Annotated in this window: 12 protein-coding genes; 7 read left to right on the top strand and 5 right to left on the bottom strand. The window is 70.7% G+C overall.

All coding sequences use genetic code 11. From position 1 onward, the window contains the following. The first annotated feature begins 141 nt into the window (after positions 1 to 141). From ACWCXH_RS12490 to ACWCXH_RS12465, 6 genes are all read left to right on the top strand, one after another. Positions 142 to 765: an LURP-one-related/scramblase family protein gene (locus tag ACWCXH_RS12490; protein ID WP_449801374.1), complete on the top strand. Its 624-nt coding sequence runs from the start codon at positions 142 to 144 to the stop codon at positions 763 to 765. A gap of 154 nt (positions 766 to 919) precedes the next feature. Next, the gene (locus ACWCXH_RS12485) at positions 920 to 1708 is read left to right on the top strand and encodes a glycerophosphodiester phosphodiesterase (RefSeq protein ID WP_449801373.1); all 789 of its coding nucleotides are present in this window, start codon (positions 920 to 922) and stop codon (positions 1706 to 1708) included. A gap of 9 nt (positions 1709 to 1717) precedes the next feature. Then, on the top strand, positions 1718 to 3115 hold the full coding sequence (locus ACWCXH_RS12480) for an MFS transporter (RefSeq protein ID WP_449801372.1): 1398 nt from the start codon (positions 1718 to 1720) through the stop codon (positions 3113 to 3115). A gap of 451 nt (positions 3116 to 3566) precedes the next feature. Next, positions 3567 to 3947 (top strand): acyl-CoA thioesterase, encoded by a 381-nt coding sequence (locus ACWCXH_RS12475; protein WP_449801371.1) that lies wholly within the window; start codon positions 3567 to 3569, stop codon positions 3945 to 3947. Positions 3948 to 3989: 42 nt separating this feature from the next. Further along, a complete protein-coding gene (locus ACWCXH_RS12470) occupies positions 3990 to 5522 on the top strand; it encodes an acyl-CoA dehydrogenase family protein (protein WP_449801370.1) in 1533 nt (510 codons plus the stop codon). Continuing rightward, positions 5522 to 6472: a DMT family transporter gene (locus tag ACWCXH_RS12465; RefSeq protein ID WP_449801369.1), complete on the top strand. Its 951-nt coding sequence runs from the start codon at positions 5522 to 5524 to the stop codon at positions 6470 to 6472. Before ACWCXH_RS12470 ends, ACWCXH_RS12465 begins: the two co-directional genes overlap by 1 nt. 84 nt (positions 6473 to 6556) lie before the next feature. On the opposite strand, the gene ACWCXH_RS12460 is transcribed toward ACWCXH_RS12465, so the two are convergent. Further along, positions 6557 to 7555: an ArsR/SmtB family transcription factor gene (locus ACWCXH_RS12460; RefSeq protein ID WP_449801368.1), complete on the bottom strand. Its 999-nt coding sequence runs from the start codon at positions 7553 to 7555 to the stop codon at positions 6557 to 6559. A 402-nt stretch (positions 7556 to 7957) separates the two neighbouring features. Continuing rightward, a complete protein-coding gene (locus tag ACWCXH_RS12455) occupies positions 7958 to 8554 on the bottom strand; it encodes a helix-turn-helix domain-containing protein (RefSeq protein WP_449801367.1) in 597 nt (198 codons plus the stop codon). Positions 8555 to 8671: 117 nt separating this feature from the next. Between ACWCXH_RS12455 and ACWCXH_RS12450 the strand changes: the two genes are divergently transcribed. Next, positions 8672 to 10120, top strand: coding sequence for an aminopeptidase P family protein (locus ACWCXH_RS12450; RefSeq protein WP_449801366.1), 1449 nt, complete (start codon positions 8672 to 8674; stop codon positions 10118 to 10120). Positions 10121 to 10296: 176 nt separating this feature from the next. On the opposite strand, the gene ACWCXH_RS12445 is transcribed toward ACWCXH_RS12450, so the two are convergent. The 3 genes from ACWCXH_RS12445 to ACWCXH_RS12435 all read right to left on the bottom strand — a co-directional run bounded on the left by ACWCXH_RS12445 (position 10297) and on the right by ACWCXH_RS12435 (position 13134). Continuing rightward, positions 10297 to 10974: a class I SAM-dependent methyltransferase gene (locus ACWCXH_RS12445; protein WP_449801365.1), complete on the bottom strand. Its 678-nt coding sequence runs from the start codon at positions 10972 to 10974 to the stop codon at positions 10297 to 10299. A 31-nt stretch (positions 10975 to 11005) separates the two neighbouring features. Further along, positions 11006 to 12274, bottom strand: a complete 1269-nt coding sequence (locus tag ACWCXH_RS12440) for a sugar ABC transporter permease (RefSeq protein ID WP_449801556.1) — start codon at positions 12272 to 12274, stop codon at positions 11006 to 11008. Positions 12275 to 12354: 80 nt separating this feature from the next. Further along, positions 12355 to 13134, bottom strand: a complete 780-nt coding sequence (locus ACWCXH_RS12435; RefSeq protein ID WP_449801364.1) for an ATP-binding cassette domain-containing protein — start codon at positions 13132 to 13134, stop codon at positions 12355 to 12357. Positions 13135 to 13193 lie beyond the last annotated feature (59 nt).

The raw sequence follows: 13193 nt of genomic DNA, 5'->3' as shown, positions 1-13193 counted from the left end.
CCAGCGGGAATGCCGTCCGCAACAGCCGTTCGCGCGTTCTGTGCGGATTGTGCAACAGAGCACCGGGAAGGCTGTCCGGCGCTCGGATCCCGTCCCTAGGATCGTGCCCGCCAACGCACCATCAGATGGGGACGAGAGAACATGAGCAACGAGTTCGGCGGCCTGTTCGGCATCGCGCAGGAGCTCTTCAGCGACACGCCGCGCCAGGGCAACGGCGAGCACCACGACAACTTCCTGATGGACCTGGGCGAGAAGCTGATGAACGGCCACCAGCCGGTGCGCGAGGGCGTCGTCTACGACATCGACGAGAAGTTCTTCTCCCCGACCCACGACTTCTGGATCAAGCGCGACGGCGAGCGCGCCTTCCAGGTCGACGAGAAGATGTTCAGCTTCAGCGGCGCGATCGCCCTCCAGGACCCGGAGGGCAACGAGCTCTACCGGATCTCCGAGAAGATCATGACGCTCCGCGACATCCGCTACATCAAGCGCGGCGAGCAGACCATCGCGACGGTGAAGAAGGCGCTCTTCTCGCCGCTGGTCTACAAGTTCACCGTGACCTTCGAGAACGGCGCGGAGATCCACGTCACCGGCAACATCACCGACCACCAGTACGCCATCACGTACGGCGAGCAGGAGATCGCGCACATCTCCCGCGAGTGGTCGCTGCTGAGCGAGCACTACTCGGTCAAGATCGTCCCCGGCCAGGACGACGCCCTCATCCTCACCATCGCCGCCTGCGCCGAGGCGATGGTCCTGGACGACTGATCCACCGTCCGCTCCACCCCCAGGGGGCTGCCTCGATCGCCACCGAGGCCGCCCCCTGCGGCTCTTCGTGCCCCCCGAACCCGATACCCCATTACTGCTTGACAGGATGCGTAATACTGTAACGCGCGCGACCAGAACGACACCGGAGGCCGAGATGCATCCCTTCCTCGACCAGCGAGGGCCCCTCGCCTTCGCCCACCGCGGCGGCGACCTCGGCCACCCGGAGAACTCGCTCGCCGCGTTCGAGGCCGCCGTCGCCCTCGGCTACCGCTACCTGGAGACGGACGTCCACGCCACCGCCGACGGCGTCCTGCTCGCCTTCCACGACAGCCGCCTCGACCGCGTCACCGACCGCTCCGGCGCCGTCGCCGACCAGCCCTGGCGTGCCGTCCGGCAGGCCCGGATCGGCGGCACCGAGCCGATCCCGCTCCTGGAGGACCTGCTCGGCGCGTTCCCGGACGCCCGCTTCAACATCGACGTCAAGGCCGCCCCGGCCGTCGGGCCGCTGGTCGAGGCGATCCGCCGCACCGACGCGTGGGACCGCGTCTGCGTCGGCGGCTTCTCCGACTCCCGCCTCGCGGCCGTCCGCGCCGCCGCCGGGCCCCGGCTGGCCACCTCGCTCGGCCCGCGCGAGGTCGCGCGGTTGCGCCTGCGCTCGCTCGCGGGGCCTCTGCTGCCCGGCCGCGGCACCCCGTACGCCGGAACCTGCGCGCAGGTGCCCGAGCGGCACCGGGGCGTCCGGGTGGTCGACCGGGCCTTCGTCCGGGCCGCCCACCGCCTCGGCCTGCACGTTCACGTCTGGACTGTGGACGATCCCACACGGATCAGGGCTCTACTCGACCTGGGTGTGGATGGCATCATGGCCGATCGCATCGACGTCCTGCGGGACGTCCTCAGCGAACGCGGCTGCTGGATGGACGGCGGCGCGGCCCGAGCACGGTGATTGGAACCCATGAACACCGCGACCGACCTGCCGGACCACCCGGCGCCGGACCACCCGGCCACTGCCCCCGACAGCCGCGCACTGAACCGCATGCGGTTCGGCTGGTACATCAACGACTGGGCCAACGCCGCCTTCTCGGCGACCGTCCTCACGGTCTTCCTCGGTCCGTACCTGACGACGGTGGCCAACAAGGCCGCCGACGCCAACGGTGACGTCCACCCGCTGGGCCTCTCCATCCGCGCGGGCTCCTTCTTCCCGTACACGGTCTCCCTCTCGGTGCTGATCTCGGTCGCGGCGATGCTGCTGGCCGGCACCGTCGCCGACCGCACCGGGCGGCACAAGGAGCTCATGTGCGGCTTCGCCTACCTCGGCGCGCTCGCCACGACGGGCATGTTCTTCCTCGACGGCGACCGCTACCTCCTCGGGGGCGGGCTGCTGGTGGTCGCCAACATCGCGTACGCGGTGTCGGTCGCCCTCTCCTACGCCTACCTGCCGGGTCTCGCCACCCCCGACGAGCGCGACGCCGTCTCGTCCAAGGGCTGGGCCTACGGCTACGCGGGCGGCGGGCTCCTGCTGGTCGCCAACCTGGCGCTGTTCGAGAAGGCCGACGCGCTGGGCCTCTCCTCCGGCACCGCCGTGCGGATCTGCCTGGCCTCGGCCGGACTCTGGTGGGCCCTGTTCACCCTCGTCCCGCTGTTCCGGCTGCCCTCGCGCGCCGGTGCGGCACCCTCGCGCACCGGCGGCACGGCCGACGGCAGGCCCACCGCCGGCAGCCTGCGCGAGCTCGCCAACACCCTGCGCGGCATGCGCCGCTACCCGAAGACCCTGCTCTTCCTGGGGGCGTTCCTCTGCTACAACGACGGCATCCAGACCGTCGTCTCGCAAGCCTCGCTCTACGGCAGCGAGGAACTGGGCATGGACCAGACCTCGCTGGTCGCCGCCGTCCTGATGGTCCAGATCGTCGCGATCGGCGGCGCGCTGCTCCTCGGGCGCATCGCCCGCCGCTACGGCGCGAAGAAGACCGTCCTCGGCTCGCTGGTCGGCTGGGTGATCACCCTCGCCCTCGGGTACTTGATGCCCGCCCACCAGCCCGCGTGGTTCTACGCCCTCGCCTGCATGATCGGCCTCGTGCTCGGCGGCAGCCAGGCGCTCTCCCGCTCGCTGTTCTCCCACATGATCCCGGCCGGCCGGGAGGCCGAGTACTTCAGCGTCTACAAGGTCAGCGACCGCGGCACCAGCTGGATGGGCCCGCTGGTCTTCGGCCTCGCCTACCAGATCACCGGCAGCTACCGGCTGGCGATCATCTCGCTGCTGGTCTTCTTCGTCATCGGCTTCGTCGTCCTGGCCAAGGTCCCGGTGCGCCGTGCCATCGAAGAGGTCGGCAACCCCGTCCCCGAGCGCCTCTGAGGAGCACGCCCCGAGACACTCCCCAGGCTGGGCGGCACGTACGACGACGGCCTGGCGGCGTGCCCGAGCGGGACTCGCCATCCGGCGGTACTGCTTCCCGCTCGCGTCCGCCAAGCACATCCCGTCCGCACGCATCCACGGCCTGCACCAGCGCCCGCTCAGTCTCATGAGCGGGCGCTGGCGGCTTTGGGGCTCCGGAGTCCCCGTCCGCTTCTCCGATCTCGACACCGGCCGCTCCGGCGAGCGCGTCGCGTTCGCCGTCGCCACCACCGGGGCCGGGCCGGGACCGGACAACACCGGATCAATCCGGGAAGATCCATCCAAGAAGCCCTTCCGGCACGGCACTTGTGGTCGAGTTCACATCAACTGTCCCACCCGTGCGCCGATTGACGGATGATCAGCGGTGGCAGACTGTTGAGGACCGAACAATTGGACGTCCTAGGAGTTGGATGTGAACGTCACAATCTCGCCGCGCTTCTCCGAGGTCGACGTGCTCGGCCATGTCACGAACTCCGCCGTGCCGGTCTGGTTCGAGCACGGCCGTCTGCCCATCTTCCGGTTGTTCAGCAAGGAGGAGAACATGCGCGACCTCGCGCTCATCCTCCGCCGCTACGAGATCGACTTCACCAAGCAGATCCTCGCGTCCGTCGACGTCGTCATCGAGACGAAGGTGGCGAAGGTCGGCAACACGTCGATCACCATCGAGCAGGTCGCCCGGCAGAACGACGCCGAGGTCGCCCGCGGCACGACCGTAATGATCCACTTCGATTACCAGGCCAATGCCACCGCCCGCATTCCGGACCACATCCGGGCCGAACTCGCGGCGCTCTAGCAAGCCACACCAGCAGGCCCACGAAGAAACGGGGACATCGCCTTGAGCATTTCACGGAACCGGTTAGCCGACCTCGACTCCGCCGCCTTCCTCGACAATTTCCAGCGCGGCATCGGCGACTTCGACAGCGCCACCCTGCCGCAGGAGCCGCTGTCCAAGGACAGACTCCGGACACTGATCGACCTGGGCATCTACCTGCCGGCCATCCCCCGCGCGTACGGCGGCCGGGAGAGCCACCGGGAGATGTGCGAAATCATCGAGATCATGTCCGAGCGCAACCTGCCCATGGGCATGTACACGATGATCGTCACGGTCCTCTTCCTCCGCAACGTGGCGTCCAGCGGCGACGAGGCGCTCAAGAAGGAGGTCTTCGAGGACTTCGCCAACAACCCCGTCATCGGCGGCCTCGCCTTCACCGAGCCGAGCAGCGGGTCGAACCTCGCACGCATGAAGACCACGTACCGGCCCGACGGTGACGGCTACCGCATCACCGGGGTCAAGCACTGGCAGGCGTTCAGCGAGCAGGCCGACTGGTGGATCATCTGCGCCAAGCACCCCGAGCGCAAGGAGTTCGCCTACTTCGCCCACAAGCGCTCGGACGGCGGCTTCGAGACCACCGAGGTCTACGACAGCCTGGGACTGAAGAACCTCGGCTACGGGCTGAACACCCTCGACCTCCGGGTGCCCGGACACCACCGGCTCACCAAGACCCGGCCGAGCCTGGGCGACGCCGCCGAGATCCTCTGCGCGTCGCGGTTCAGCAAGGCCGCCATGTCCAGCGGCTTCCTGCGCCGGCTGACGGCCGAGACGCTGCGCCACGTCGGGACGCGGCAGATCGGCGACGGCACGCTGCACGACATCGACTACGTGAAGTACAAGGTCAGCCGGATCAAGCAGAACTCCGTCGTGTGCAACGCGCTGTACCGGCACCTGCTGCTCGACGAGGACTACCGGACGGACATGGAAGGCAGCATGTTCGCCTCCCTGGCGACCAAGGTGCTCTCCTCCGAGCTCATGCTGGAATCGGCCCTCGACTACCAGCAGCTGTGCGGCGGCGAGGGCTACCGCACGGGCGCGCCGGACAACATAGCCGCGTACGCCCTGCTCGACGCGCGGGTCTACACCATCTTCGACGGCACCAACGACCTGCTCTGCCAGCACCTGGCCAACCTGTTCCTGCGCGAGTTCCAGGACTCCGGGCTCCGCTCGCCGCTGGAGTTCGTCGGCCGCTTCGGGTACCTGGAGGACGCGTTCTTCCACCTGACCGACATCAACTTCAGCCACATCACCGACGCACCGTCCCAGGACAAGATCGTGATTCTGGGCCGCATCCTGTCCCGGATGTACGGAATCGGCGCGCTGGAGAAGGCATCGCGCTCGGCCGCGCCCAGCGGGCGGCTCGCGGTGGCCGACGCCGACTACCCGAGGGCGATCGCGGTGCTGAAGAACGAGATCCTCGCCCTGGTCAACGAGTACGAGTTGACCGATCGGCTCACCGGCACCGACAAGGCGTCGGACGTGGTCCATCCGCAGGCTGCCGTGCTCACCGCCGGCTCCAAGGCAGGCATGCGCTAGTGTCCGGGAAGAACAAGAACCTCAAGGTCTCGCTGATCGCGCTGGTGTTCGTCACCATCTACGGATCGGGTTTCGTGGGCGGCCGGTTCGGCCTGCCCTACGTGGAGCCCTTCGCCTACCTGGCGATCCGGTTCGGCGGAACCGCGGTCGTCTTGTTCGCCCTCGTCCTGTGCCTGAGAATCCCGTGGCCGCGCACGCGCTCGGCCTACGTCCACCTCGCCTTCAGCGGCATCCTGCTGCAAGGGGTGTTCTCCACCGGGGTGTTCTACGCGCTGTACTACGGCATGACCCCCGCGGTGTCCGCGCTGATCATCGCGCTCCAGCCGATCCTGGTCTGGCTGATGGTCTCCGTCGCGACCGCGCGGAAGGTCCGGCCGCTGTCGGTGCTGGCGCTCGTCGGCGGAGTGGTCGGGGTGGCCCTCACCGTCTACCAGGGGCTGCAGTCGTCGTCCGGGCTCACCCTGACCAACGTCGGCTTCGACTTCCTCGGGCTGGTGGGGCTGTCCACCGGGCAGTTCTACTACCAGATGAAGAATCCCGGCACGCATCCGCTGGTCAACGGCTTCCTCCAGTCCGGCTCCTCGGCCGTCGTCATGCTCGTCGGCGCGCTGGTCTTCGAGACCGGCGTCATCCACTGGAACAGGGAGCTGGTCCTGTCGGAACTGTGGATGTCGGTCGGCGTCTCGATCGGCGCGCTCAGCCTGCTGTTCGTGCTGATGCGTTCGGAGAGCGCGGACCGGGTGGCGTCGTACTTCTACGGAGTTCCGATCGCCGCGGGGCTGATCGCCTGGCCGATGCTGGGCCAGCGGCCGACCCTCTCGGAGGTCGTCGGGTTCGCGGTCATCGTGGCCTCGATCGCCCTCTTCAACCGAAGCAGCCGGGCACCCGGGCCGGCCCCCGCTCCGGCGGCTCCGGTCGGCACCGAGGTGCCGGCGGCGGACCGCTCCTGAGCGCCGCCGACGACGAACCGCCGAGCCCGCAGAGCCCCCCGATCCCTCGCCTGAGGGGTCGGGGGGCCGCCCCCGTTTCGTCGATCACACCGGGACCGGGCTCTGCGGGTTGTCGTGGAGCAGGTCGTGGCCCATGTCGGTGACGGTGTGCCGGACTTGACGGCCCTGACGCTGGGTGGTGATGAGGCCGGCGGTGCGGAGGGCGGCGGCGTGGGCGGAGGCGGAGGGCGGGGTGACGCCCATCAGCCGGGCGAGTTCGGTGGTGGAACACGGGCTGCTGCCGATGACCCGCAGGACGCGGGCGCGCGCCGGGCCGATCACGCCCGCGAGGCCGTCGACGGCGGCCGGACGGGCCTGGGCTGCGGCGGGGCGGGTACCGACGGGGTGGACGAAGAGGGTGGGCCGGTCCTGGGCGACGAGGAGCCCGAAGCCGTTCTGGACGAAGTAGTTGGGGCGCAGCTCGAGCCCGCGCCCGCCGAGGTCGAACTCGCTGTCCTGTTCGCCGACGGTGCACCGGAGCGCGCCCTCGTCGGACCACGCGGCCCGGGGGTGCAGTTCGCCGAGCATCGTGCCGAGGCCCTCGCGGGCGGCGGTGCGCGAGCGCTCGGCGATGTCGGCCTCCAGCAGGCGGCGGATGTCGGGCCAGTCGGCGGCGAGACACGCCTGGAAGAGCGCCCACGCGCCGTCGGTGACCTGGCGCAGCCCGCGGGTGCCCCCGTCGAGCAGGCGGGCGAGGGCGGCGGGCAGTTCGGCCTCGCTGCCGAACATCGCGAGGTCCTGCTCGAAGACGGTCTGCGGCACGCCCAGGATCGCGTCGAGTTCGTCGGCCAGCCGGCGCCGGGTGGCCTCGACGTCGGCGCCCATGAAGTGGGGGACCCCGGCGGTGGAGGCGTTGACGAGGTCCAGGAGCGGGGCGGCCCGGTGCGGGACGTGCCGCCTGACGTCCCGCCACCAGCGGTCGCGGCGCGGGCCGAGGCAGTCGTGGACCCCCTGCCGGGCGACACCGGTGAGCAGATGGTCGAGCGGCGAGACCGCGAACCGGGTGTTCGCGAGGTCCGCGACACCGAATCTGAGCGTGAGCACTGTCCCCCCGGTTGCTCCGGGCGCGAACCGAAAACCGGCTCTCACCTGGAGCTTTCTTGACCTTTAGGCCCAGAGGCTAATGCATGGCGCAGCGGTCCCGGCCGTTGGCATCCTTCCCGGGTCGACGAGACACGGAGCTCGCTCCGGCCCCCCACCACAGGGGAGTGGGGGGCCGGAGCGACTGCCACCGAAAACAGTCGGCGAACAGCCCTCGCGGCGCCCCGGGCATGGCACAGCCTCACTCCGCTGCCATGCCATGGATCCCTGCGCGCGAGCGTCCCGCTGTGAGCATCACCGACAGCCCCGGCACGTACCTGCAGATCGTCACCTTCTGACCCACTCACGTGCGCCCGGGCCGGGCCGATCCATCGGCCCAGGCGTACGCTTTACCGAACGGCGCGGTCAGTGCTCCAGCGGATCCGCCACGTGCAGCCGCTGCTCCGCCCGGAAGTGCAGGAGCAGCACCGAGCGCACCGCCTCCCCGTCCAGCGCGGTGTACGCGTGCGGCAGCGAGGCGTCGAAGCCGACGTAGTCCCCCGGCCCCAGCTCGACCTCGCATCCGTTCACCCGCACGCCGAGCCGCCCCGCCTGGACGACGGTGTGCTCGGTGCCGGCGTGCCCGGCCGAGTCCTGCGTGCCGCCGGGCCGCACCTGCTGGTCGTACACCTCGAACACCGAGTCCCCGGCCTCGATCCGGCGCAGCGGCCGCAGGTCGACGCCGGCCCCGCTGAGCGGCTCGACGTCGGCGGCGCGGACCACCGTGACCCCGCCGCCCGGAGCGCCGTCGACGAGGTCGGAGATCGGCACGCCGAGCACCCGGGCCAGCCCGAACACCGTCTCCAGGGTCGGGTTTCCGGTGCCGGACTCCAGCTGGGAGAGCGTCGCCTTGCCGATCCCGGCCCGCCGCGAGAGTTCGGACAGGGACAGGCCGCGCTCGGCCCGCACGCGCTTCAGGTTGGCGGCGAGCACGCCCCGGACGGATCCCTCGGAGTCGGCCACTCGATATCCCCTTCTCTCCGATCTTCGTTCGGTATACCGTACGGGACGCGCTGTGCCGATCGCAGCAGCGCGCACCGCACCGACTCGACCCGACCTGTCCCGACCCAGGAGGCGGCAGTGACCGAGCCCACCCAGCCCACCGAGTCCCGGCCGGCCGACACCATCAAGTACCGCAAGAACGGCCTGACCCGCGGCGTCACCGAGGAACTCGCCGAGAACATGCGCCGGGGCTGGGCCGACACCGAGCGCGGCGGGCTCGCGCCGATCCCGCAGGCCGCGCACACCGCCCGCCGCCGCGCCGTACTGGCCGCCGCCTTCCCGGGCGAGACGCTGGTCGTCCCGGCCGGCAACCCCAAGGTCCGCGCCAACGACACGGACTACCCGTTCCGCCCGTCCTCCGACTACGTCTACCTCACCGGTGACCGGTCCCAGGACGGCGTCCTCGTCCTCTCCCCCTCCGGTGACGCCACCGTCCACCTCCGCGACCGGTCCGACCGCGAGAACGGCGAGTTCTGGCTCGACACCCACGGCGAGCTGTGGGACGGCCGCCGCAACAGCCTCACCGAGAACGAGCGCCTGCTGGGCCTGCCCTGCCGCGACGTCCGGGCCGTCCGGTCCGACCTGCGCGCCGTCACCGGCCCGGTCCGCGTCCTGCGCGGGCACGACGCCGGGGTGGAGGAGGCACTGCGGGACAAGGTCACCGCCGAGCGCGACGAGGAGTTCCGCGCCTTCCTCTCCGGACTGCGCCTGGTGAAGGACGAGTTCGAGATCGCCGAGCTGCGCTTCGCGTGCGAGGCCACCGCCCGCGGATTCGAGGACGTGGTGCGCGTGCTCGGCACCGACACCGAGACCGCCGAGCGCCTGATCGAGGGCACGTTCTTCGTCCGCGCCCGGGTCGAGGGCAACGACGTCGGCTACGGCACGATCGCCGCCGCGGGCCCCCACGCCACCACCATGCACTGGGTGCGCAACGACGGCCGGGCGAAGCCGGGCGAACTCCTGCTGCTCGACGCGGGCGTGGAGACCAACGAGCTCTACACCGCCGACATCACCCGGACCCTCCCGGTCAACGGACGGTTCGACGAGCTCCAGCGGAAGGTCTACGACGCCGTGTACGCGGCCCAGGAGGCCGGCATCGCCGCCGTCCGGCCGGGCGGCATGTTCCGTGACTTCCACCACGCCGCCCAGCGGGTGCTCGCCGAACACCTCACCTCCTGGGGCCTGTTCGGCGACCTCTCCGCCGACAAGGTCTACGAGCTGGGCCTGCACCGCCGCTTCACCCTGGCCGGCACCGGCCACATGCTCGGCATCGACGTCCACGACTGCGCCCTCTCCCGCACCGAGGACCACGTCGACGGCCCGCTGAAGCCGGGCATGGTGCTCACCGTCGAGCCGGGCATCTACTTCCAGGAGGACGACCTGACCGTCCCCGCCGAGTACCGCGGCATCGGCGTGCGCATCGAGGACGACATCCTCGTCACCGAGGACGGCAACGAGAACCTCTCCGCCGCCCTCCCCCGCCACGCCGACGCCGTCGAGGCCTGGCTGGCCGACCTGCGCGGCTGAGCCGGCCTCAGAGCGGTGCCCTTGGCGGCACGGGCCCACAGCGCGAGCAGGGCGGGTGTCTCGCCGGGTCCGGCGGTGCGCAGGGCGATGTCATCGGTCAGGCGACCGTGTCCACCAGGCCCCGCCACCCCGGCACCGCGAACTTCACCACGTGAACGCGCATGTGAACGCGAACGTCAACGCGAACGCCGGCGGCCGAGCCGCCACACCGTCGTGGTCTTGACCGCCGTGTCCTCCAGGTCGGCGACCACCGGCACCTCGTACGCGGCCAGCGCGGTGAACCGCTCCCGGGGCAGGTAGGCGCGGCCGGGGTCCCCGACGATGACGGTGGCGCCGCGTGCGGCGGCCCGTTCGAGGAAGGGCAGGAAGCGGGCGGCCATGGCCCGTTCGTAGAAGACGTCCCCGGCGAGCACGACGTCCGCCGGGGCGCCGTCGCCGTCGACCAGGTCCACCAGGGCGCCCTGCACCCGGACGCCGTTGGCCTCGGCGTTGAGCCCGATCGCGGCGACCGCGTAGGCGTCGATCTCGGCGGCGCGCACCGAAGCGGCTCCGCTCAGCGCGGCGGCGACGCCCACCACGCCCGACCCGGCGGCGATGTCGAGCACGTCGCGCCCGGCGACCAGCTCCGGGTGGTCCAGGACGTACCGGGTGACGGCCACCCCGCCCGCCCACGCGAACGCCCAGAACGGCGGCGGCAGTCCGGCCTCGCCACGCGCCTTCTCCGTGGTCTCCCAGAGGGCGATGGCGTCCTGCGCCATGTGCAGGCGGATCTCGGGGACGAACGGGACGGGCGCCAGCTCGGTCTCGCGGAGGATGAACGCGAGATCCGTCTCTGGCTGAAGAGTGCGCAGCATGCCCCGCAGCATAGAGCCGCGCGGGCGGTGCTCACGCGCGACCGGCGGCCTTCTGGGTACGCCGGGCCAGCGAGTCGACCACGACGGCGGCGAGCAGCACCGCACCCGTGATCATGAACTGGATCGCGTTGCTGAGGCCCTCGATGTTCATCCCGGACTGGATCGAGCCGATCACCAGCGCGCCCAGCAGCGCCGACCAGGTCTTGCCGCGCCCGCCGAACAGGCTGGTGCCGCCGATGACGGCCGCGGCGATCGCGTTCATCAGCAGGTTGCCGCCGCCGGAGGTCTGGCTGGCCGACTGGATCTGCGCCGCCAGGAACAGGCCGCCGACCGCCGCCATGGCCGAGCAGATGGTGAACACGCTGATCCGGATCCAGGCCACGTTGATGCCCGCGCGCCGGGCGCCCTCGATGTTGCCGCCGAGCGCGAACACCTGGCGGCCGTAGCCGGTGCGGCGCAGCACGAAGTCCAGCACCACGATGAAGATCAGGAAGATCAGCAGCGCGAGCGGCAGTCCCTTGTACTGGTTGAGCGTGTAGGCGGCGAGGAAGGCGACGATCGCGAGCAGGACGGTCCGCAGCACGATGTCCGTCATCGGCCGGTACGGCACCCCGGCGGCGCGGCGCCGGCGCGCGTCGACCAGCGAGGCGCCGACGAACAGCACGACGCCGACGGCGGCCGTGCCGTACGCGGCGATCTGCTGGCCGTAGATGGTGCTGTAGAGCCGGGAGACGATGTCCTCGCCGGACAGGTTGACGGTGCCGGTGGCGCCGAGCACCTGGAGCATCAGGCCGTTCCAGCCGAGGTTTCCGGCGAGGGTGACGACGAACGCCGGCACGCCGACCTTGGCGAAGAACACGCCCTGGATCAGCCCGACGCCGGCCCCGCCCGCGACGGCGACCAGCAACGCCACCCACTGGTTGACCCCGTGGGTGACGTTGAGGACCGCGAACAGCGCCGCGCACAGGCCGCTGACCGAGCCGACCGACAGGTCGATCTCACCCAGCAGCAGCACGAACACGACGCCGATCGCGATCATGCCGGTGCCGACGATCTGCTGCGACAGGTTCGACAGGTTCTGCGCGGACAGGAAGCTGCTGTTGAGGCTGCCGAACACGGCCCAGATCACGATCAGCGCCAACACGACCGGCAGCGAACCGAGTTCGCCGCTGCTGAGCCGGCGGCGGAACTCGCCGAGGTAGCCCTTGATGCCCTCCTGGCGGACGATCAGCCGCGGGTCCACCGCCGGGATCGCCTCGGGCGCCACCGGGACGGGCGCGTTGACGCCGCCCTTGGGCATGCTGTCCTCGGGCAGCGGGGTGCGGCGGCGGCGCGGCCGCTCGGGCCCGCCTCCCTGCAGGCTCCCGGGAATGTTCTCGCTCACTGGGAACCCTCCTGGCCGCGGGCCTGCCGACGGGTCACGGCGTTGTCCGTGGCGCCGGTGATGGCCGAGATGATCTGTTCCTGATTGGTGTAGAGCTTGTCGAAGACGCCGTTGTTGCGGCCCAGGCGCAGCACCGCGACGGTGTCCGCGACGGCCATCACGTCCGCCATGTTGTGGCTGATGAGGATCACACCGAGGCCCTGGTCGCGCAGCCGCTCGACCAGGTCGAGGACCTGCGCGGTCTGCTCGACGCCGAGCGCCGCGGTGGGCTCGTCCAGCATGACGACCTTGGGCGAGCCGATCAGCGCGCGGGCGATCGCGACCACCTGCCGCTGGCCGCCGGAGAGGGAGGCGACCGGGATCCGCACGCTCGGGATGCGGATGGAGAGGGTGTCGAGCAGCGACCGCGCGCGCTTCTCCATCGCGACCTCGTCGAGGGTCGCGAAGCGCCGGATCTCCCGGCCGAGGAAGAGGTTGCCGACCACGTCCAGGTTGTCGCACAGCGCGAGGTCCTGGTAGACGGTGGCGATGCCCAACTGCTGGGCCTCCTGCGGGCGGTGGATGCCCACCGGCCGGCCCTCCCACTCGATCGTGCCGCCGTCCGGCTGGTGGACCCCGGCGATCGCCTTGACCAGGGTGGACTTGCCGGCGCCGTTGTCGCCGACCAGCGCGAGCACCTCGCCGGCGTGCACCTCCAGTTCGATGTCGGTGAGCGCCTGGACGGCGCCGAACCGCTTGGAGACCCCGCGCAGGGCCAGTACGGTCTCACCTGCCACAGTGACCAACTCCCTTGCCCCGCCTCGGTGATGGAGGCGGGGCCTGCTCTCGTGGGGAC

It is taken from the genome of Kitasatospora sp. NPDC001660 (assembly GCF_053596725.1).
The sequence above is the reverse complement of the archived record's forward strand: the minus strand, read 5'-3'. Positions and strand labels throughout refer to the sequence as shown.